At 34.3% G+C, this 22,613-nt stretch carries 17 protein-coding genes; 16 read left to right on the forward strand and 1 reads right to left on the reverse strand.

The features are described from left to right. Positions 1–20 precede the first annotated feature (20 nt). On the reverse strand, positions 21–731 hold the full coding sequence (locus tag PBV87_RS10495; protein ID WP_271012218.1) for an SGNH/GDSL hydrolase family protein: 711 nt from the start codon (positions 729–731) through the stop codon (positions 21–23). 186 nt (positions 732–917) lie between these two features. On the opposite strand from PBV87_RS10495, the gene PBV87_RS10500 reads away from it, so the two are divergent. The 16 genes from PBV87_RS10500 (at position 918) to PBV87_RS10575 (ending at position 22,613) form a co-directional block, all read left to right on the forward strand. Beyond that, positions 918–1,790: an AraC family transcriptional regulator gene (locus tag PBV87_RS10500; protein ID WP_271012219.1), complete on the forward strand. Its 873-nt coding sequence runs from the start codon at positions 918–920 to the stop codon at positions 1,788–1,790. A gap of 319 nt (positions 1,791–2,109) precedes the next feature. Then, the gene (locus tag PBV87_RS10505) at positions 2,110–3,402 is read left to right on the forward strand and encodes an ABC transporter substrate-binding protein (RefSeq protein ID WP_416388424.1); all 1,293 of its coding nucleotides are present in this window, start codon (positions 2,110–2,112) and stop codon (positions 3,400–3,402) included. A 79-nt stretch (positions 3,403–3,481) separates the two neighbouring features. Further along, on the forward strand, positions 3,482–4,360 hold the full coding sequence (locus PBV87_RS10510) for a carbohydrate ABC transporter permease (RefSeq protein ID WP_271012221.1): 879 nt from the start codon (positions 3,482–3,484) through the stop codon (positions 4,358–4,360). Further along, positions 4,361–5,194: a carbohydrate ABC transporter permease gene (locus tag PBV87_RS10515; RefSeq protein WP_271012222.1), complete on the forward strand. Its 834-nt coding sequence runs from the start codon at positions 4,361–4,363 to the stop codon at positions 5,192–5,194. A gap of 34 nt (positions 5,195–5,228) precedes the next feature. Then, a complete protein-coding gene (locus PBV87_RS10520; protein ID WP_271012223.1) occupies positions 5,229–6,335 on the forward strand; it encodes a Gfo/Idh/MocA family protein in 1,107 nt (368 codons plus the stop codon). Between the two features lie 19 nt (positions 6,336–6,354). Continuing rightward, entirely contained in the window at positions 6,355–9,159 is a 2,805-nt protein-coding gene (locus PBV87_RS10525) for a sialidase domain-containing protein (protein ID WP_271012224.1), read from the forward strand. Positions 9,160–9,353: 194 nt separating this feature from the next. Continuing rightward, entirely contained in the window at positions 9,354–10,517 is a 1,164-nt protein-coding gene (gene fliB, locus PBV87_RS10530) for a flagellin lysine-N-methylase (protein WP_271012225.1), read from the forward strand. 742 nt (positions 10,518–11,259) lie between these two features. Beyond that, positions 11,260–11,640, forward strand: coding sequence for a maltose acetyltransferase domain-containing protein (locus PBV87_RS10535; protein WP_271012226.1), 381 nt, complete (start codon positions 11,260–11,262; stop codon positions 11,638–11,640). A gap of 273 nt (positions 11,641–11,913) precedes the next feature. Continuing rightward, a complete protein-coding gene (locus PBV87_RS10540) occupies positions 11,914–13,605 on the forward strand; it encodes a type 2 periplasmic-binding domain-containing protein (protein WP_271012227.1) in 1,692 nt (563 codons plus the stop codon). Between the two features lie 121 nt (positions 13,606–13,726). Beyond that, the gene (locus PBV87_RS10545) at positions 13,727–15,418 is read left to right on the forward strand and encodes a sensor histidine kinase (RefSeq protein WP_271012228.1); all 1,692 of its coding nucleotides are present in this window, start codon (positions 13,727–13,729) and stop codon (positions 15,416–15,418) included. A gap of 1 nt (position 15,419) precedes the next feature. Continuing rightward, positions 15,420–16,181, forward strand: a complete 762-nt coding sequence (locus PBV87_RS10550) for a response regulator transcription factor (protein WP_053984562.1) — start codon at positions 15,420–15,422, stop codon at positions 16,179–16,181. A gap of 150 nt (positions 16,182–16,331) precedes the next feature. Then, positions 16,332–17,234 (forward strand): ABC transporter permease, encoded by a 903-nt coding sequence (locus PBV87_RS10555; RefSeq protein ID WP_053984561.1) that lies wholly within the window; start codon positions 16,332–16,334, stop codon positions 17,232–17,234. Between the two features lie 12 nt (positions 17,235–17,246). Beyond that, complete coding sequence (locus tag PBV87_RS10560; RefSeq protein ID WP_053984560.1) at positions 17,247–18,131, forward strand: carbohydrate ABC transporter permease; 885 nt, start codon at positions 17,247–17,249, stop codon at positions 18,129–18,131. 4 nt (positions 18,132–18,135) lie between these two features. Further along, positions 18,136–20,010, forward strand: a complete 1,875-nt coding sequence (locus PBV87_RS10565) for a beta-N-acetylhexosaminidase (RefSeq protein WP_271012229.1) — start codon at positions 18,136–18,138, stop codon at positions 20,008–20,010. An 11-nt stretch (positions 20,011–20,021) separates the two neighbouring features. After that, on the forward strand, positions 20,022–21,293 hold the full coding sequence (locus tag PBV87_RS10570; protein WP_271012230.1) for a Gfo/Idh/MocA family protein: 1,272 nt from the start codon (positions 20,022–20,024) through the stop codon (positions 21,291–21,293). Positions 21,294–21,305: 12 nt separating this feature from the next. Next, the gene (locus PBV87_RS10575; RefSeq protein WP_271012231.1) at positions 21,306–22,613 is read left to right on the forward strand and encodes an FAD-dependent oxidoreductase; all 1,308 of its coding nucleotides are present in this window, start codon (positions 21,306–21,308) and stop codon (positions 22,611–22,613) included.

The following is a 22,613-nucleotide window of genomic DNA, read 5'->3' on the forward strand; positions in this document are numbered from 1 at the left end:
GTATAATTAAAATACAAATTTTAAATAATAATATTATGATTTTCTAAGGTATTACGTAGTACAGTAGCCATAATATTATAACCTCTTGCATTGGGGTGTAGCCCATCATAGGTAATTCCATAGAGTTGAGTATTTGTGCCTGGGAGTGTTGTTGAGGGGTAATAGTTTACAAAAATAATATTTTCAGCTTTGCAATATTCATAGAGAAAATGATTCATCTCACAGATGTATTTCTTGCGTAAATATTCACAGAGAGATATAGGAATATTGATAGGCAGTAAAGAAGTGAAGATGGGGGTAGTATCTGATGCTCGAAACTGTGAGGCTATATCTATAATATTATTCTTTGCACGATTGAGGACTGTTTCGTAGGAGAGGCCAGGTATTAACTTCCAATAGTCTCCCTCCAGATCAATGGAATCATTAATACCGATACCTACAATACAATAGGTGGGATGGAGCTGAAGGGCATCTACCCATAGGCGTTTTTGTAAATAGGTTGTTGTGTCTCCTGCTATGCCTCGATTAATGATTAAATGGTCAGGATGATTAAAGTATGCATTAAGTTCCCAAAAATGTGTAATAGAATCACCAATAAATAGAAAGGTTGGAGTGAGTTTATTTTCTATTATAGTGTGATTCTTGATATCAAATTCTTTTCTCCTTTGGTCGGAGGCTACATTTTCTGAGAAATATTCTAACCGATCATAGCCTTCTTTTGTTTTTATCATCTAATAGACTCCTCTCCGTAATGAGTTTAATAACATAAGTATAGTACCTATGAAGTGCCTAAATAAATAGGAGAAATGATTAATGATAGCATTAAATGACTAGATTGTAATTGAAATGGACGGATAAGTATAGTATATTAAGATTAAAAAAATATAACAGAATATAGTGATTAATGAAGGAGGCTCATGAATTCATACATTAATGCCATAAGATTTAACTTTTTGTATATTGATATTTATTCTTTTGGAAGGACATGGGTATATCCTGAAGATTACTTACCTTACTGCATTGTGAGATATATACTAAGTGGAAGTGCAATCTTCTTTGTAGATGGTAAGGAATTTAAGGTCACTGTAGGAGATATAGTCTATCTACCTGTTGGTTGTAGGTTATCTTGCCATGCACTCAATGAAGACTTCCAGTTTTATAGCATGCGATTTGCCACATCAGTGAACTATAATAATGGCGATTTATTAACAGATTATTTTTATGTTCCTACTATTATAAAAGATCAAGGTGAATTAGGACGGCAATATTTTGATCATATTTATCAATGGGTTAAGTCAGAGAGTGAAACTAAGATGTTTAGAGTAAGGGGCTATTTGGATTTGTTAATAGGATATATGATTGAGCAGGGAAAAAAAGATGCTTCTCAAAAGATGAGTGCGCCTTTTTTTGAGCAGGACTTTACATTGGAGCGTATCAAAACCCGTATACAACAGTCAGATGTTCAATTAGATTCTAGAATACAAGTTGTTATTGATTATATTATTCTTCATCCCTCAGAACAGTATACTATTTTGGAGATGAGTAGGATGGCAGAACTAAGTGAATCTAGGTTTAGAACGTTATTTAAAAAGCAAGTAGGGAAGAAACCATTAGAGTATCTCAATGAAATTAGAATGATGACCGCAGCGAGAAAACTTCTTATATCAGGAGATAATATTAGTGATATAGCCTATGAGATTGGATTTGAAGATCCCAACTATTTTAGTCGTATCTTTAAAAAGTATTTTTGTATGACACCTAAGCAATATCGTGATAATGCAAAGTATTAACTTTAAAAGGCTGACTATATAAGACTAAGTCAATACATAAAAAGAAAAAGGTATCTGTAATATTGCAGATACCTTTTTCTTTTTATGTAAAACATTACTGTAAACTTTAAATTAATCTATAAATGAATAGGTAAAAAAGATTAGAACATAGTTGTTTTATGCTAGTAATAGCGTTTTTGTGTGTAGAATTGCACATATAAAATCAATATAATTAGACTATCAATAGCGTTATGCACAAAAAACAGATAACAAGAGGGGGAGTTTTGAAATGAAGAAAAGAATAATAAGTAGTCTATTAGCTGTAGCAATGATCACGACAATGGTCTCCGGATGCGGAAATAAAGCGGTGGAGACAACGGGCAGGAATGCAGATGGACAGTTAGAGGGAGAAATTACTTTTTGGCATTCATTCACACAAGGACCTCGTCTTGAAAACATTCAAAAAGCAGCAGATAAATTTATGGAAGAACATGAAAAAGTAAATATCAAGATCAAAACCTTCTCATGGAATGACTTTTATCTTAAATGGACAACAGGACTGGCTTCAGGAAATGTACCTGATATGAGCACGGGGCTACCAGGGCAAGTTGCAGAAATGATTAATGCAGAGGCGCTTCTTCCTATTAATGATTTGATTGATGATATTGGAAGAGATAAATTTAGTGCAAAAGCTTTAGAAGAGGGAACGGTTGATGGCAACGAATATTCTATTCCACTTTATTCACATGCACAGGTAATGTGGATTCGTAAAGATTTACTTGAAGAAAATAACTTAAGTGTTCCAAAGACATGGGATGAGTTTTACAATACAGCAAAAGCGCTTACGAAAGATGGTATCTATGGATGTTCTTTCCCAAGTGGCTCTACAGACTTCCAAGCAACTAATTTCCTTAACTTCTATGTAAAGAGTGGTGGGGGTAGCTTGCTAAAATCAGTAGATGGCAAACTGCAAGCAGATCTAACAAGTCCATTAGCCATTGATGGTATCAATTTTTGGTTAAAAGTTTATAGAGATTGCTCACCTAAAGACTCTATTAGTTATGATGTTCTTAAACAAGCAACATTATATTATCAAGGAAAAACAGCATTTGACTTTAATAGTGGTTTCCAAATCTCTGGGGTAGCGACAAACTCACCTGATTTACTCCAATATGTAGATGCTTATCCAATTCCCAAAATTAATGAAAATGATCCAGATTACGGTATTACAACTGCTAACCAACCTATGGTGATCTGGAAGAATACAAAGTACCCAGAAATTTGTAAGGAATTTATGAAAACATTATATGAAGAAGATGCTTATATTAATTTCTTACATGCGACACCTGTTGGTATGCTACCAGCTATTAGTGGTATTGCAGATACAGAAGCATACAAGAGTAATGAAATAGTTAAGCAATTTGCACATGCAGAAGAAGTCATTAGTAATGCGGTGGAGAGTGGGACAGCAATCGGATTTGAACATGGACCAAACATAGAAGCAGGTATCATGACAAGTCAACATCTTATTGAAGGCATGTTCCAAGATATTATTACAAATGGTACAGATGTGATGACAGCGGCTAAAGCAACTGAAGATGGATTAAATGACTTATTTAATGCAGCACGCTAAGCTTGCTCGGTAGTAAATTACATTAGAGCAAGATAATGATAATAAATTATCTTGCTTTTTTTAAAAGGTGGTGATTATGGTGACGCGAAAGAATTATACAAGGTGGTTCTTTGTACTTCCAGCTTTACTAGTAATAGGGGTATTACTTTTTTACCCAATATGCTCAAGTATTTATTATAGTTTTACGAACAAAAACCTAATCAAAGCGAGCTATGATTTTGTGGGATTAGAAAATTATAAAATCGTTTTAATGAGTAAAGATTTTTGGAATGCTTTTTTCAATACAATTAAGTGGACAGTTCTTTCTTTAGGTGGGCAGATTCTTGTAGGTTTTACAGGAGCACTTGCATTAAATAGAGTGCGACTATTCAAATCAACTTACCGTACATTGCTCATTATTCCATGGGCGTTCCCATCCATAGTTATTGCTTTCTCCTGGCAATGGATTTTAAATGGTGTATACGGTTACATACCGAATATGTTAGTCGAGTTAGGCATTTGTGAAACAGTTCCACAGTTTTTGATTCATAAAACAGGTGCATTTATTTGCTTGGTACTTATTAATATATGGTTTGGGGCACCGCTTATTATGGTGAATGTTTTATCAGCATTACAAACTGTGCCAATGGATCAATATGAAGCTGCCAAGATAGATGGTGCAACAACATGGCAATCTTTTTACCATATTACGATGCCACATATCAAATTGGTTATGGGTCTTTTGATAGCTTTACGTACAGTATGGATATTTAATAGTTTTGATATCATTTATCTTATTACGGGTGGTGGACCAGCAGGCGTTACAGAGACCATACCAATCTTAGCCTATAACATGGGTTGGGGAACAAAGTTAATAGGTAGATCATCAGCTGTTACGGTACTCCTATTTATTTTCTTAATCCTTGTACTTGCTACTTACTTTATAAAGCTTAGACACTGGGAAAAGGAGGAAAACTAGATGCGTAATAAAAGTAAATGGTTTTGGGATTCCATATCCCATGTGTATTTGATCTTGCTTACAGTTATTTCGGTATTTCCGCTTGTATGGATTATCCTTTCTTCTGTGAAGGAAAGAGGAGAGTTAACAGGCAATCCAACCAAGTTTTGGCCTTCTACATTTACGTTAGATTATTATAAGCACGTTATTACTGAATTAGGATTTATGAACAACATAAAAAATAGTATCATTATTTCACTCGTAACCACCCTTATTGCAATTACTATTGCATCTTTAGCAGCTTATGGCATTTGCAGGTTCTTCCCAAAGGTGGGAACGCTTATGTCGAAATTGATTGTAGTATCTTATGTTTTCCCTCCTATCCTTTTAGCGATTCCCTATTCAATTGTTATGGCTAAGATTGGACTGACAAATACAGGTACAGGACTTATTCTTGTCTATCTATCTTTTAGTGTACCTTATGCGGTATGGCTTCTAGTTGGATTCTTTAAGGCTATACCTATTGGTATAGAAGAGGCCGCCCAGGTAGATGGTGCAAGTAAGTTTACAGTATTTACAAAGATTGCACTGCCACTTGCAGCTCCTGGAATTGTGGCAACAGCCATCTATACATTTATCAATGCATGGAATGAATTCTTATACGCCTTGATATTGATTAACAATACAGAAAAAATGACTGTTGCAGTAGCCCTACGTTCGTTGAACGGAGCGGAAATACTAGACTGGGGTGATATGATGGCGGCTTCAGTACTTGTGGTTGTTCCATCTATTGTATTCTTCTGTTTTATCCAGAAGAAGATTGCTGGTGGACTGTATGATGGAGCAGAAAAGTAAATAAATATTTTAATAGATGAAAGGTGAGGATAATATGATGAGATATGGAGTTGTAGGAGTAGGATATTTTGGGGCAGAGTTATGCCGCATTATGAATATGCAGGAAGATGCCAAGGTTACAGCAGTATATGACCCTTATCATGGCGCTGAAGTTGCTGAGGAAATAGATTGTGATGCATGTAGTTCTTTAGATGAGTTAGTTACAAGAGAAGATGTAGATGCTGTAATCGTTGCGACACCAAACTACTTACATAAAGAACCTGTTATTAAGGCAGCACAACATGGCAAGCATGTTTTCTGTGAAAAACCAATTGCTTTAAGTTATAAAGATTGTGATGAAATGGTAAAGGCCTGTAAGGAGAATAATGTAATATTCATGGCAGGGCATGTTATGAACTTCTTCAATGGGGTAAGACATGCGAAAAAGATGATTAATGAAGGTGTGATTGGAGACATACTTTATTGCCATTCTGCAAGAAACGGTTGGGAAGATATACAAGAATCTGTCTCATGGAAAAAAATTCGTTCAAAATCAGGTGGACACTTATACCATCATATACATGAGTTAGACTGTGTACAGTTTATTATGGGTAGTATGCCAGATGAAGTTTATATGAATGCAGGCAATGTAGCGCATAGCGGAGAGAACTTTGGAGATGAAGATGATATGATCTTTATCAATATGAAATTTGCAGGCAATAAATTTGCTGTACTTGAATGGGGCTCAGCATTCCACTGGGCAGAGCACTATGTATTGATACAAGGCACAAAAGGGGCTATTAAGCTAGATATGTTTGAAGCTGGTGGTACTTTAAGGCTTAATGGAGAAGATACACATTTCTTACTACATGAAACACAAGAAGAAGATGATGATCGTACACGCATTTACAAAGGTACAGAGCTAGATGGGGCAATCCAATATGGTAAACCAGGCAAAATTCCTCCAATGTGGCTACATTCTATTATGTTTAATGAGATGAAGTATTTTAATAACATTATGCATGGTATGGAGGCAGATGAAGAATTTAGACCACTCTTAACAGGTGATGCAGCAAGAGCGGCTATTGCAACAGCGGACGCATGTACTTTATCTGCAAAAGAATGTCGTAGTGTTAAATTAAGCGAAATCTTAGATAAATAGTATGAAAAGGGGGGATATAATGAGGAAAAATCAATTGAAAAAATTTAGTTATGTGATAATAGGTTCACTTCTTGCCTCGACAGGAAGTACTGTTTTAGGAGAACCATTAGAGGGAACTATTCCATATCCCAAACAAATTGTGCAAGGAGAGTATGGTACTGAAATAACTACACCTCCAGCATATATTGTAGATTTAGAAAATATGAATAACCAAGTACCTAGTAGCCCTATAATAGATAAAAGTAATATTTCTATAGTAGCTGGTCAAGTATATGATCTTGGTAATGAAAGTGCAGTAAATGAGGTTTATAGTGCAACAGAAGGTTCAATCTTTATTGAATATAAGTCTACTGGTACAGGAGCATATCAATCCCTAATGAGTGTTTCAAACACAAGTACGGGTAATCAAGATAGGCACTTCCATCTCTATGTAACACCTAGTGGCACATTAGGTATGGAACTTCGTAATACAGATGCTCTATTTAAGTATACTATGTCAGCTCCTAATACAGTATCTGCCTTAAAGACAAATAAAATTGCCTTTAAGGCAGATGCAACCACTAAAGAATACAAGTTATTTGCTAATGGAAGTTTAGTTGTAACACTTTCTAAAGCTGATTTCAAGTACTTTGCAGACATTATGGGGGCTAATAATATTTCTTTAGGTGGAACAGTAAGGCAAGGTAGTGTAGCCTATCCTTTTGAAGGAACAATTACACAAGCTAAACTTTATAATGGGGTGCTGTCGGACCAAGAACTTCTTGAGATGACGACTCCTGAAGTTAAGCCACCGGTGCAGGGGCTACTTTTAGAAAAAAGTAATGTTGAGATCACACCGGGAACGGGATATGATCTAACCAATGAAGTAAATGCTGAAGAAGTACAAACGATGAGTGAAGGCACAATTATTGCATCTTTTACGTCGACATCAAATGCAAATATCCAATCTATTTTTAGTATAGGAAATAGTACATCAGGAAATAGAGATAGGCATTTCCACATTTATGCAACCAATACTGGAGCAATAGGTATGGAATTACGTAATACAGATGGTACATTCAAGCATATTTTAAGTCGTCCAGCAGTATTACAAGGTAAATATAAAGATGCTTATGCAACCAACACTATTGCATTGAAGGCAGATGCAATAAATAAAGAGTATAAATTATTTGCCAATGGTGATTTGATAGGGACACTTAAGGTGGATAATTTCAAGTTTATTAATGATATTACAGGTGTTAATAATGTTACATTAGGTGGAACAATAAGAGAAAATACTATAGCTTATCCTTTTGGTGGGACGATTAATAATATTAAGGTATATAATATGCTATTAAGTGATGAAGAGCTTCTGCAAGCAACTTCAGATACAAGTTATGGAACCAAAATTTTCTATGCAGGAGATGGAACCAATTCAAATTATTATCGCATACCAACATTATTAACATTAAAAAGTGGGACTGTTGTATCAAGTATTGATGCGAGATACGGAGGAACGCATGATGCAAAGAGTAATATTGATATTGCTTTTGCTAAAAGCTTAGATGGTGGGGTAACTTGGTCAGCACCTACGCTACCAATGGTATTTGATGACTATGCATCAAAGGCTGTAGAATGGCCTAGAGATTCTGTGGGCAAAAATGTACAAATCGTAGGAAGTGCAGCTTTTATAGACTCAGTACTTTTACAAGACCGAATAAATGGGAGACTCTTCTTGTTTGCGGATGCATTCCCAGCAGGGCAAGGATTTAATACAGCTGCGGCAGGAACAGGTTTTAAAGTAATTAATGGAAAGAAATATGTTAAGTTACGTTGGCATGGAGATACATCCAGTACGTATAATTACTCAATAAGAGAAAATGGTGTAATTTATAACGATATTCAAAATACACCAACGGATTATTCTGTAGATGGTGAATATAGGTTAAAATTAAATGGAGAATATTTGACTCAAAAGCAATATCAAGTGCGTTTTGAAGGAACAACTTTAAGAGAGGAAAAGAATAATACAGATGTTAGAATGTCTGTATTCTATAAAGATTCACATTTTCAAATGATGCCTACCAATTATCTTGTTATGAAATATAGTGATAATGAGGGTGAAACTTGGTCAGATATGAAGATCATGGGAGAATTTAAAGATATTAATTCGCGTATGATATTATTTGGACCAGGAGTGGGGACACAAATACAAAATGGTCCTTATGCAGGACGTCTGTTAATTTCTGCATATAATAGTAAGTCAGGAGAATTTGGTTATTTATATAGTGATGATCATGGTGATAACTGGGGATTCATACCAACGGATATTGGGGATAGAGGCAGTTTTGCTGAAGCACAAATAGTTGAAATGCCAGATGGCAGTTTAAAAACTTATATGCGAACCAATATTGGAAAAATAGGGTATATATCAAGTGATGATGGTGGTATGACCTGGAGTCCTATGGCATATATAGAAGGTATTACTGTTGCTTCCTATGGAACTCAAATTTCTGCTATTAATTATTCTAAACCTATTAATGGAAAGAAAGCTATTTTGCTATCAGCACCAACTGGAAGTAGCGGAAGAAGAGGAGGAAAAATTTTAGTAGGAATGATTGAAGATACTGGTATAGCTGGACGTGAGAGATATACGATTAATTGGGCACATAGTTATGAAGTTGACTTACCGACTTATGGTTTTTCTTATTCATGTATGACGGAGTTACCGAATGGAGAAGTAGGTATCTTATATGAAAAATATGATTCATGGTCAAGAGATGAGTTACATCTTAAAAATATTATGAGATACGAAAGATATACGATAGATGAATTAATAAAATAATAGAAAAACAAAAAGAGGCCTGTTATTACGCTTGCTCACTTCTGTAAAAAAATCTCGTAACACTCGGATAATGAGTGTTACGAGATTTTTTATTTGGTATTTCTAGTTGTATACGATTAAAGATACCACACTTGATGTTGCAATCAATAAATATTAAAATGAAATAATAATTAATAGAGAGAGTGAAACTACAAATGAAGATAAGAGTACCAAGTTATTTTAAGGATTTTAAATGTATAGCATCCGCGTGTGAAGATACTTGTTGTGCAGGATGGGGAATTGTCATTGATGAGGAAACTTATAATACTTATCAAAATATAGAGAGTGGTTTTGGAGAAAAGGTAAGAAGTAAGATTGTAGAAGAAGATGGAGAAAATGTTTTTGTATTAAACGGTGAGAACTGTCCATTTTTAAATGAAAATAATCTTTGTGAAATATACAAGGAGCTTGGAGAGAAAAGTCTTTGTTATACATGTAGACAGTACCCAAGATACATGGAAGAGTTTTTTGACTTAAGAGAAATGGGGATATCTTTATCTTGCCCAGAGGCTGCAAGAATTATATTAGGAAATAATAAAGCAACAGAATTTGAATTAAGTGAAGATGATGAAGTAGGAGATGCGGATGATTGTATAGATGAAAAGGCACTTGAAGACTTTTTCCTTTGTAGAAACATTATCATTAATATTTTAGAAATGCCTCATATAGCTTTAGGAGCTAAGGCAGCAATCGTACTTAAATTTGTTGAAGAAATACAAGAGACAATAGATTTTGATGAGATGGATGATATAAAAGCTATTAGAGAAAAGTATAGTAAAAGTAGTTTTATAGAAGAGATGATAAATGATTTATATAAATATAAAGGAAATGAAGTCATTAAATATAACCATGTCTATGAGTATTTTAAAACATACAGAGATTTGGAACATATAAACGCTAATGATCCGTTAGGGTTAAATAATGGATTTGAAAAATTTTGGCAAAGTGAAGAGAATAGAGCATTTTATATCGATAAACATAAGGCATTTGATCATTATTATAAAGATAGCATGTATAAGTTTAAAAATATATTAGTGTATTTTATATTTAGATACTTTATGAAGTCTATTTTTGATTATGATGTATCTGCAAAAATAAAGATAGCTATCATGAGTATGATTATGATCAAGGAGCTTGCAGTAGTAAGGTTTATAGAAAATGGACAATTTACAGAGGTAGATATGGTGGATATAAGTCATATGTATTCTAAGGATGTTGAGCATTTAGAACAGAATATAGAAGCATTACAGGAAATTTTTGAAACAGAGGAAGTTTATGAAGTTGATAAAATCATCATGACTTTAATGAATACATTTTAAGCTATGATGATAGGAGTGAAATGAAGAATAGAAGATAATATAAAATTTAAAAGTGCACAAATTAAAATTAAATATTTGTGCACTTTTCTTTGGTTTTAGCTTTTTATGTAAAATCTAGAAATTCACTTTCTTGATTTCGAAGAAGACTTTTAAAAAGTACAAGCTTTTTATTGGATAAAATGCAAGAATTTTATTTAGATATTTTGTCAATTGTAACAAGGTTTAGAAAGGCGTATAGTTAAAGTATCAAAAGACATATAACATTTAAAGTTTCGGTTACTCAATATAAAAGTATAGTGACACTGCCATTCTAGATAACCAGTGTTCTATACCACTAATAAGGAAGTTGTCATTTTGCCCCCCCTCCCAAAAGCAAGCAACTTTCTGATTAGGAATCATCACTTTGGAGGTGACACCAAAGTGTATTGATCAATATGTTTGATAGGATTCACACTTATAATGGAGTCAACTATTTATAGGATGTAAGAAGTTTTAAGGGAACGGATAGTACGTCTTAGGTGTTACAAGTGGCCAGACGAATAATGGTGCAAAGTCACTGCGACCTCTTCACCGGCAGGGTTACCAGGCGCTTTCGTAAGGACGAGAACCGGCTAGAAAGGGACAAATGAACCTATTACACACAAGCATAGTTGATGAAGTTTCACTAAGAATCCTGTAACAAGATGTCACCAATAAAGCCAACTTAAGTTTGCCTACGATTTTGGAGGGGAGGCAACTTAGGTTGGCTTTGTTTGTATTTATGGTATTTTACTATTTTTACTATTATTATAGAATAGTAAAAATATGTTTAGGAGCAAAGATGATGAAAGAAAAACCCAAAGTTCCAATAAACTGTTTGTTTCAGGGGTGTTATAATTCTGAGTTAGAAGCAGAAATCAGTAAATGCAAAGATAAATGTTACAGGTATAATCAGCTGAATACTAACGATTGGGAAGCGCAGCAAAAACTGCTCAGTGAGCTATTAGGAAGCATGGGAGAAAATGTAATGCAAACGCTTCTAGAATTTTTCCAAAAGGTTCCTCAAGTACGTAAAAAAGTTAAAGAATTTGTTAAAAGTTCTAGATGTATATGTTTTTGTCTTCTAGTTGATTGGACATACTAGGCTTAGGAATGATAGTATGTTTAATGAATGTAATAAAGTATAGGAAGAAAACATTTATTTAATAAGTAAGAAAAATAAGGGTGCTGTATAGTGTGTTGTGAGCCGGGTTGAATGTATTTAAAAAGATGCTCATAAAAAAGATATTTAGAGTGAAAAAGTAAATAAAATAGAATAAAGTAAATTAATCTAAATTGTTATGTGAAAATAAATGCATTATACTCAGATTAGAAATGGATATTTTGTATAAAAAATTATCTAAAATGGAGGCGTTTTATGAAAAAATCACTAAGTATAATGCTTGCAGGAACGATGCTGATGGCAATGTTCACAGGATGCTCAAGTAAAAAACCTGATAATGTAACTAATACTACTGAAAGTATTGCCAAAGGTGAAGAAACAGGAGAAGTACAAAATATTGATATTTGGCAAAAATATGACCCACCTATAGAGGTGTCTGTAGTAGCATCCTATAATGTGCCAGAAGATGGGATTGTACCTAAAGATACCACACCAGAGAATCAAAAGTGGGTAGAAATCATGGAAAAATATTTAGGCATTAAGCTTAAATATGACTGGGTAGTACCTGCAAGTCAAGGCGCACAGAAGATGGATGTTACAATTGCTTCAGGAAAAATCCCAAATATTCTTCAAGTAGATGAAGGGCAATTTGAACTTCTTAAGCAATCTGATATGATTGGGGATTTAACAGGAGCTTATGATTACTTAATGGAACCGATTAAGAAGAACTTAGAAGCAGACCCAACACTACTTAAGAAATGTACCAATGAAAAGGGTGAATTAGTAGCTATTCCAAGAAATTTAGATAATTTCCAACAAACACAGTTAATTTACATACGTGAAGATTGGTTAGAAGCATTGGGCTTACAAGTTCCAACAAGTATGGATGAATTATTCGAAGTAGCAAAAGCTTTCAGTGAACAAGATCCAGATAAAAATGGTAAAGATGATACTATTGGTATTGCATTATACAAAGAACTTTATGCTGGATTTGGTGGTGCAGCGGGCCTAATGAATGGTTATAATGCTTATCCAAAGATGTGGACCAAAGATGAAAGTGGTAAACTCGTGTGTGGTGATGTGCAACCAGAGATGAGAGACGCACTAGAGATGTTACAAAAGATGTATAAAGAGGGAATCTTAGATCCAGAGTATGTGGCAATGGATAGTAATAAGATGACAGAAGCAGTTGTTGGAGGAAAAGCAGGTATTGTACTTGGTGAATGGTGGGTACCAGCTTGGCCACTTAACCTTTCTATTGATAATAATCCAGATGCACGTTGGAAAGCTATTAATTTAGTAAGTGCAGAAGGTGGAATTGCAAATACAGGACTCAACCAAGCATTCATAGGTTCATATCATGTTATTAGTAAAGATATGAAGAACCCTGAAGCATTAGCAAAGATGATTAATATTTATTATGATACGCTAAGTACAGTTGTAAGTGAAAGAGAAGAAGAGTATGACCGTGAATTATGGAAACCAGAAAATGGTTATGTATACAACTGGTGCCCAGTAAGAATGGATGATACATTTGAGAACTCACGTCAGTACAAAGAACTCAATGAAGCACTTAAAAAAGATGATATTACATTACTTAAACCACAAAAATTTAAAGATCTTTTTGAGGCTGCAAAACGTTTAGAGACAGAATTAAATGGTACAGACTGGGGACTATATTATAGCCGTATTGCAGAAGATGGTGGTTTTGGATTAACAGAAAAAGTGCGTAATGAAAAACTATACACTATGAATGAGTTCTATGGTTCATACACACCAACGATGATCACTTCACAAGGTATCTTAGATACACTTCGTGATGAGGTTTATCATCGCATTATCACAGGTGCACCTATCGAAGAGTTTGATAAATTTGTAAATGATTGGCATAAGATGGGTGGGGATCAGATTACAAACGAAGTTAATGATTGGTATGCAAAACAATAATAAAGAAAAAAGATAGACAGTAGCGATACGCTTCTGTCTTCTTTTCATATCTATATTTAGAATGTTATACTAGTAAATAGATAGTGGGACAGGATGTATGACGGGATAATGGGGTGATTATTTGAAGGGAACGTTGAAGGTTTATAGACAGGCTGTTATTTTATTTGTAACAATAATAGTCCTTGTATTTACAACAAATATCTTTTTTTATTGGTACAACTTAAAGCATGTAGAAGAAAATATGAAACAACAAATAGAGCAGAGTACAGACTTTGCGATTCAACAGTTGGAATTACAAATGTCTTATGTGAATCAATATTGTAGAGAAATTTTAAATAGGCCAGAATTAAAAGTGATTAGCTATAGTGATCCCTATGTGAGACCGTGGGAGTATTATGCAGAGATCAATGATTTAAGGTATAAATTAAATAGCATTAAGGTGGCTAATCATTTTATCAATGATAGTATGCTCTTTATAAGAAATAAAAATATGGTTTTGTCAGCGGACAGTGGGATTATTCATCTAGAAGATAGTGACTATCAGGATCTATTTGAAAGTGAACTCGAAGTGAGTCGCTTAGATTTTAAGTTGATGAATGATAAAATCTATCTATTTGATTTTGATCCTCTCTATGAAAGAAGTAAGGCACTTAATCAGCTGGATACAGTCTTGTGCATAGAATTTGAACCAGAGTATTTCTTAAGCTATATTTCTAATTATTTAAATCAGAACTTAGTGTCTATAAGTTTTTTAGATGATCAGAATATACTAGCGAGTAAGCTATTTGGTAAGGAGAATGGTATTAAGAAGAAAAATATAGAGGTTATTACTAAGCGGCTTGAGCCTACTAATCAAATGTTGGTATTTGAGTTCGAGTTAGAAGTATATGGTTATAATTTTATTTTCTTAAGTGTCCTGATAGGTGTTTGCTTTATATTTGCAGGGATTGGTATTATCTATTATGTAACATGTATGAATAAATTGATGCATAAACCTATCAAAAAAATTATTAAGGCTTTTAAAAATGTAGAAGCAGGATGTTACAATGTGGAGCTAACGGGTCATGAAACAGAAGAATTTACATATTTATATGAGGCTATTGGCAAGATGATTGCTAGATTAGATACAAGTATTAAGGCACAGTATGAACAAAAACTAGCTCTTCAGCAATCAGAGATTAAACAATATCAACTACAAATTAATCCACATTTTTTATACAATGGATTTTATAACATTCAGCGAATGTGTACCAATCAGCAATATGAGAAAGCAATTCTCTTAAGTAAACGACTTGCTTCATACTATCGTTATATTACACGGAACGGTATTTATTTTGTACCTATTAAAGAAGAAATTAAACATATGGAGGATTATATAGACATTCAGACCATACGTTTTCAAGACCGTATCAAAATCAATCGTCTATATACGCTTCAGGATTTAGAGGATATAAAAGTACCGAGACTTATTTTTCAACCATTACTTGAAAATATATATGAGCATGCTTTTCAGAATTTAGAAGACCAAGGGAATATAGATATTTTTCTTTGCTTAGATGAAGAGTGGTTGAAATGTAGTATTGAAGATAGTGGAACGGGTATGGAGGATGAGCAAATAGATGTTTTAAATAGTCAGCTTGAAGCAGATAGTGGCTATGTAGAGTGCACAGGTATATTAAATGTAAATAAACGTCTAAAGCTACACTACGGTAAGCAAAGTGGATTAGTATATAAAAAAGGTGAGCATGGGCAAGGTATTCGAATTGAGATGAAAATTGACTTGAAAATGAAATTACTAGGGGGAGAGGAATAATATGTTTAGGTTATTGATAGTAGATGATGAGCCAGAAATTGTAGATAGCTTAGAGAATCTGATTAAAGAAAAATGTAAATACCATGTAAAAATAGATAAAGCCTATATGCCTAAAGAGGCTATTCGACTAGCATATAAACAGCGCGTTGATGTTATTTTATCAGATATGCGTATGCCGGGGCTGACAGGTATTGAAATGGTTAAAGAGATTACGTCTAGAGAAGAAAATAAAAATGCAAAAGTCATTTTCTTGACTGGTTATAGTGACTTTGATTGCCTATATGATATTGCTAAAAGTGGCCAAGCAAAATTTATTTTAAAAAATGAAGAAGATGAAGTTATTATTGAGTTCATTGAGAAAGTTCTAGATGAGATGCCGGCAGAAAGACTAATAGATAGCATTGAGCAAACAGAGAATACACTACGTATTATTGAAGCGTGTAAGCAATATATTGAGGAAAATATTGATAAAGATTTAAGCTTACAGACTATTGCTGAAAGAGTTAACATGAATCCGTCTTATCTTTCTAGATTATTTAAGAAAGAATGCGGTGAAAATCTATCTCATTATATTCAGCAAATAAAAATTAAGAAAGCAAAAGAACTTATTGAAAAAGGTAAATTAAAGATGACGGATATTAGTGTGAAATTAGGATTTTATTCACCTACCTATTTTACAACGTATTTTAAGAGGGTTACAGGGTATACACCTCAGCATTATCGTGATGCATGTATTGATAAAAATATTTATAAAAAAGAGTGATTTATTTAGGCATATTCGTGTTTTAAAACATGGATATGCTATTTTATTTGCCCAAAAGTAAACAAAATAAAAGTAAGTAAAGTATTAGAAATAGAAAACAATACACAAAGAAAATATAATGTTAGTAAGAATGAAGAGGAGGTATATTGTATGTCGAAAAGAAAAGCACGATTAAAAAGAGAAGCACCATTTTATATCATGTTAGCACCAGGAATGATCTTAACTTTGATCTTCTCTTACATACCTATGTTTGGACTTGTGATGGCATTTCAAAACTTTAATCCAGGAAAGGGATTCTTGGGTTCAGATTTTGTAGGCCTACAAAATTTTAAGTTTATCCTTAATCAACCTAATATTTGGCGTGTCACACAAAATACGCTATTTATAGCATGCTCAAAGATGGTACTAGGTATTTTGGTTCCTCTTTTGTTAGCACTACTTATTAACGAATTAGCAGGAACAAGGTTAAAGAAAATTGTACAGACAAGTTTTTTCTTACCTTATTTCTTATCTTGGGCAATTATAGCAAGTGTTATTTTCCAAGTGTTTAGTTTAAATGGTCCTATCAACTCACTACTTGAAATGGTAGGAGCTGATAAAGTGTCATTTTTTACAGATAATGCTGCCTTTCCATGGCTTATCATCTTTAGTGATACATGGAAAGGAATGGGGATGAATATTGTTATTTATCTTGCTGCAATTACTAATATTGATCAAAGTCAGTATGAAGCAGCAGTTGTAGATGGAGCTAATCGTTTGCAACAAGTAAGATACATTACCTTTCCATCTATATTACCAATAGTTATTTTAACGATTACATTGGCACTTGGTTGTGTACTCAATGCAGGATTTGATCAAATCTACTTACTTTATAATCCTCTTGTTTATGAAAGTGCAGATATTTTAGATACCTTTGTTTTTAGACTTGGTATAGGTCAAAAGTTATATTCACCTGCAGCGGCATTAGGATTTATTAAATCTCTTATAACTTGTGGATTAACAGGGATTTCATATTATTTAGCCTATCGTTTTGCAGGGTATAAGATTTTCTAAAGGAGGTTCATGATGGTAGTAAGAGACGGTATATCACGAAAAATATTTAACGTTTTTAATATCTTAGTGTTAGTATGTATTACTTTGCTTTGTATTTTGCCATTTATACATTTGTTCGCACTATCTTTAAGTGGTAGTGCGGCAGCTTCTGCTGGTAAAGTAGGCCTCTGGCCGGTGGATTTTACTTTGAAATCCTATGAATTTTTACTAGAAAAAAGTGATTTTATCGTATCACTGGGCGTAACCTTAAAGCGTGTATTTTTAGGAACAATCATTAATATGACCTTAGTTGTATTGACAGCATATCCACTGTCTAAGAGTAGCTCACAACTCAAATACCGAACAGCTTTGGCATGGTTCTTTGTATTTACAAACTTCTTTAGTGGAGGAACCATTCCAAACTTTATTTTAATACGTAACCTACAATTATTTGATAGCATATGGGCACTTGTTTTACCAGGAGCAGTAGCAGTTGGAAATGTAGTCTTACTTCTTAACTTCTTTAGAAGTATACCAAAAAGTTTGGAAGAAGCAGCTATGATTGATGGAGCTAGTCAATTTACTATTTTATTTAAGGTATTTTTACCTGTTTCAAAGCCAGCACTAGCAACCATTTTACTTTTTACAATAGTAGGACACTGGAATGCATGGTTTGATGGGATATTATATATGAATTCACCAGCTAATTATCCTCTTCAATCTTATTTATCTACATTGAATGTGAATATTAATACGAGTCTTATGACAAGTGAAGAATTAGCGATTATGAAAAATGTAAGTGATGAAACACTTAAATCAGCACAGATATTTTTAGGAACATTACCTATTATGTTGGTTTATCCATTTTTACAGAAGTACTTTGTAAAAGGTATTGTTCTTGGAAGCGTGAAGGAGTAAGAAGATGAAGATTAATATAGATATAAGAGATCTTTTTGGAGAAGTAGCTCAGCTACGTTTAGAGTCAGAAATTGATAAATTAGGTTTTGAAATAGATACACAGGGCAAACAAGTAATTGTTAAAAAGGGTAATCGCTTAGGTGTCTACACAAAGGCTGAAAATATAGAGATACATATACAAAAGCAAGTGGAAATTTATCGTGCGCTTTCTTTTTTAAAAGAAGAGCAGCTCCCAGTATCGTTAGAACAAAAGCCTTGCTTTGATACATTAGGTTATATGATTGATGTATCAAGAAATGCAGTTTTAACTGTAACTGCAATAAAAGACTTATTATTTAAGATGGCTGTCATGGGATTTAATATGTGTATGATGTACACAGAAGATGTGTATGAAATAGAGAATGAACCTTTCTTTGGGTATATGCGTGGAAGGTATACGAAAGAGGAGTTAAAAAGCATTGATGATTATGCCTATGAGTTAGGTATTGAGTTAGTGCCATGTATACAGACGTTGGGACATTTAGAGAATGCACTAAAATGGGGAGATTTGGCTAAGTACAAGGATACCTCTAGTGTACTTCTTGCAGGAGATGAAGCGGTATATGACCTTATCGAGAGAATGATAGCTAGTACATCAGATGTCTATAGAAGTCGTCGTATACATCTAGGTATGGATGAGGCTATGGATTTAGGATTAGGAAGATACTTGCAAAAGCATGGTTATACTAATGGTTTTGAGATTATTAAAGGGCACTTAGATCGTGTAGAAGAGATTGTAAAACGATATGGATTAAGACCAATGATTTGGAGTGATATGTACTTTAGATTAGGTTCAGAAGAACACTTTTATTATGATGAAGCTTGTAGTATTCCACAAGAAGTTATTGATCATGCAAGCGAGGACATTGAGTTAGTTTATTGGGATTACTACCATAAAACTCATAGTTTTTATAATGATTATATTGAGAAACACAAACAATTTAAAGCGAACACTATCTTTGCAGGAGGTATGTGGACTTGGGTTGGTGCAGCAGTGAATTATCCTTTGTTCTTTAAGACCTCAATTCCAGCTTTAGAGTCTTGTGTTGCTAAAGGTATCAAAGAAGTATTGCTAACAGCATGGGGAGACAATGGTGCTGAAGCTAATATCCAAGGCTTTTTACCAGCACTTCAAGTTTATGCAGAGTTCTGTTACAATGGAAAATTTAACTTAGACTGCGTCAAAGAGAGATTTAAACAGTGTATTGGAGAAGATATAGACCCTTTCTTGGAGATTGGTCAATTCGACGCATTACCGATGCTTGAGCATTTAGTAAATGATGTGCCAAATCCTAGTAAGTTCCTCTTTTATCAAGACCCTCTTGTAGGTTTATTTGATGAAGATATAAAAGATTTAGAGAGAAAATCACACTATGAGAAGCTTGCAAAAGTATTTGAAAAACATAGTAAATCGAGTAAACAGTACAGTTTACTCTTTAGATTCTATAGTGAGATGGCAAGATTTTTAAGCTATAAAGCAGAGCTTGGGATTGATATTTTAAATGCTTATAAGGAAGAAAATGCGGAAAAACTAGCTTCTATTGTTACCATGGATTTAGAGCTAGCTATTCAATATCTGAGTCAATTAAGAAGTACTTGGAGAGAACTATGGTTTACAACCAATAAAGCCTTTGGTTATGAAGTTATAGATATTAGGCTAGGAGGCTTACTAGCTAGATTAGAAAGTACTCAGTTAAGACTTAATCAGTATATACACCGTCAAATAGATTCAATTGAAGAATTGGAAGTTGAAAGGTTAAACATTTTAAGAGGAAAAAATGTGAGTGGTTTAGAAGGTGCCTATGTTTGGGCAAATATCGTTACTGCAAATAAAATTTAAGGGGTGTCATAATGAATAAGCAAATAACGACGATTATTTTAGGCCTAGGTGGTAGAGGGAGAGATATCTACGGCAGATATATATTAGAGCATCCACAAGAAATAAAAGTTGTAGGTATTGCTGATGTTGATGAAGAGAAGCTTGTAAGAGTAGGAAAGGATTTCTCTTTACCAAAAAAAGCATGCTTTACAAGTGCAGAAGCAATCCTTGCTCAACCAAAGATGGCTGATTGTGCACTTATTTGTACACAAGATAAGGATCATGTGAATCATGCAAAAATGGCTCTAGAAAAAGGGTATCATTTACTCTTAGAAAAGCCTGTTTCAGACAGTATTGAAGCGTGTGAAGAGCTAGTAGAATTAGCAAAGATACATAAGCGTCATGTTGTTGTATGCCATGTTTTAAGATATACACCATTTTATAATACGATCAAAGATTGTATCACAAAGGGAGATATAGGAGAAGTGGTGACAGTGCAGGCTATTGAAAATGTAGGTTACTGGCATCAAGCTCACAGTTTTGTACGTGGTAATTGGCGAAAAACATCTGAGTCAAGTCCAATGATCTTGGCTAAGTGTTGTCATGACTTGGATATCCTACTATGGCTTGTAGGTAAGTCATGTAAGCAAGTAAGTAGCTTTGGAAATAACTATTTATTTAAAGAAGAAAAAGCGCCAGAAGGAGCAACTCTTCGATGTACAGATAACTGCCTAGCACGTAAAGAATGTCCATATGATGCAGTGCGCTATTATGTAGAAGACCCTGTAACAGGAGTCAAAGGTGGTAAAAAGGATTGGCCTATCAATATTGTTGCACCTGTACCTACAGAAGAAAGTGTAATGGAAGCACTAAAAACAGGACCATATGGTAGATGTGTTTATCATTGTGATAATGATGTAGTAGACCATCAAGTAGTGAATATGCTCTGTGAAGATGGTGTAACGATCAACTTCACAATGACAGCTTTTAGTGATAGATGCTATCGCTATCTCAAGGTAATGGGAACAAAAGGTTGTATTGAGGCAGATATGGATAAAAATGTAGTAAGCGTCTTTAAGTTTGGTGAAGAGCCTATACACTATATGATCGACAATGAAACAAGTATTGAAGGACATGGTGGTGGTGATGAGAAGATGATGGATCAGTTTATTGAACTGATGAGAAATCCAGAACACATATCTAGCTTGCAGACTTCACTTGAAAAATCGATAGAAAGTCATATTGTAGCACTTAAGGCAGAAGCATCGCGCTTAGAAGAGGGCAAAGTATTTACAGTTAAATAAGGAGATAAACCTATGGAGTATACAAAAAAGATAGAAGTAGCATATGATGTAGATGTTTGTGTGGCAGGTGGTGGACCTGCTGGTGTTGCGGCAGCAGTCAGTGCAGCAAGACAAGGTGTGAAAGTACTTCTTATTGAATCCCAAGGTTTTTTCGGAGGAGCAGGAACAGCAGGGCTTGTCCCTGCTTTCATGCCTTTTGAAAATGGTGTAGATTTCTTGGCAGATGGTATAGGGCGTGAAATTTATGAAGCTAGTAGACAGGATCCTTCAGTTATCATGGATCGTACAGTAGGAATTCAATTAGAAAGATTAAAAAAAATCTATGATGATTTAGTAGTAGAAGCAGGTGTAGAGTTTCTCTTCTTCTCACAAGTTATCGATGTTATTAAAAAGGGTAGGAATATAGAAGCTCTTATTGTTAGTACAAAAAGTGGATTGTTAGCAGTAAAAGCAAAAGTATTCATTGATACAACAGGGGATGCAGATGTGTGTGCCTTATCAGGTGTTGCGTATACCTTAGGTGATGAAAAAGGAAATACCATGCCTGCATCCTTATGTTCTTTATGGGCTGATATAGAATGGGGAAAAATGTGGATGTCTCATACGGCTTTTTTAGAAGAGGCCTTTAAAGATCATGTTTTTACCCAAGAGGATAGACATATTCCTGGCTTTTGTCGAGCAGGAAAGACAAGTGGTGGGGCCAATATAGGCCATGTCTTCAATGTAGATGCAACCAATGTACAAGATTTAACACAAGCTATGATTAAAGGACGCAAAATATTAAGAGAGTTTGAAACTTATTTTACAAAGTATGTAAAAGAGGGCTACGAAAATGCTTTTCCTATGGTTTCAGCATCTTATCTAGGCGTAAGAGAATCTCGTAGAATTCAAGGAGAGTATGTCATGACCATTGAAGACTTTATGAATCGTGCTAGCTTTGAAGATGAGATAGGTCGTTTCTCCTATCCGGTAGATATACATATTGCGAATCCATCCAAGGACGCCTATGATGCTTTTGTAAAAGAACACAGCTCTCTTCGCTATGCAGATGGTGAGAGCTATGGGATACCTTATCGTGCACTTCTTCCAAAAGAACTGGATAATCTCTTAGTAGCTGGTAGATGTATAAGTGCAGATAGACAGATGTTATCTTCAGTGAGAGTTATGCCAGCCTGCTTCATAACAGGGCAAGCGGTAGGCGTAGCAGCTGCATTAAGTATAGATAAAGGATGGCAAGTAAAAGAAATAGATATCAAAGCGCTTCAAAAACGATTAAAAGCTATAGGTGCCTTTTTGCCTAACTTTACAGAGGAAGGTTAG

Source organism: Holtiella tumoricola, from assembly GCF_027857615.1.
Classification (GTDB): Bacteria; Bacillota; Clostridia; order Lachnospirales; family Cellulosilyticaceae; genus Holtiella; species Holtiella tumoricola.

Excerpts from the sequence above, each read along its gene's own strand:
- PBV87_RS10570 (WP_271012230.1), top strand. The coding sequence starts at position 20,022 with ATGAATAAGCAAATAACGACGATTATTTTAGGCCTAGGTGGTAGAGGG.
- PBV87_RS10555 (WP_053984561.1), top strand. The coding sequence starts at position 16,332 with ATGTCGAAAAGAAAAGCACGATTAAAAAGAGAAGCACCATTTTATATC.
- PBV87_RS10565 (WP_271012229.1), top strand. The coding sequence starts at position 18,136 with ATGAAGATTAATATAGATATAAGAGATCTTTTTGGAGAAGTAGCTCAG.
- PBV87_RS10520 (WP_271012223.1), top strand. The coding sequence starts at position 5,229 with ATGATGAGATATGGAGTTGTAGGAGTAGGATATTTTGGGGCAGAGTTA.
- PBV87_RS10505 (WP_416388424.1), top strand. The coding sequence starts at position 2,110 with ATGGTCTCCGGATGCGGAAATAAAGCGGTGGAGACAACGGGCAGGAAT.
- PBV87_RS10515 (WP_271012222.1), top strand. The coding sequence starts at position 4,361 with ATGCGTAATAAAAGTAAATGGTTTTGGGATTCCATATCCCATGTGTAT.
- PBV87_RS10575 (WP_271012231.1), top strand. The coding sequence starts at position 21,306 with ATGGAGTATACAAAAAAGATAGAAGTAGCATATGATGTAGATGTTTGT.
- PBV87_RS10560 (WP_053984560.1), top strand. The coding sequence starts at position 17,247 with ATGGTAGTAAGAGACGGTATATCACGAAAAATATTTAACGTTTTTAAT.
- PBV87_RS10495 (WP_271012218.1), bottom strand. The coding sequence starts at position 731 with ATGATAAAAACAAAAGAAGGCTATGATCGGTTAGAATATTTCTCAGAA.
- PBV87_RS10550 (WP_053984562.1), top strand. The coding sequence starts at position 15,420 with ATGTTTAGGTTATTGATAGTAGATGATGAGCCAGAAATTGTAGATAGC.
- fliB (WP_271012225.1), top strand. The coding sequence starts at position 9,354 with ATGAAGATAAGAGTACCAAGTTATTTTAAGGATTTTAAATGTATAGCA.
- PBV87_RS10500 (WP_271012219.1), top strand. The coding sequence starts at position 918 with ATGAATTCATACATTAATGCCATAAGATTTAACTTTTTGTATATTGAT.
- PBV87_RS10525 (WP_271012224.1), top strand. The coding sequence starts at position 6,355 with ATGAGGAAAAATCAATTGAAAAAATTTAGTTATGTGATAATAGGTTCA.
- PBV87_RS10540 (WP_271012227.1), top strand. The coding sequence starts at position 11,914 with ATGAAAAAATCACTAAGTATAATGCTTGCAGGAACGATGCTGATGGCA.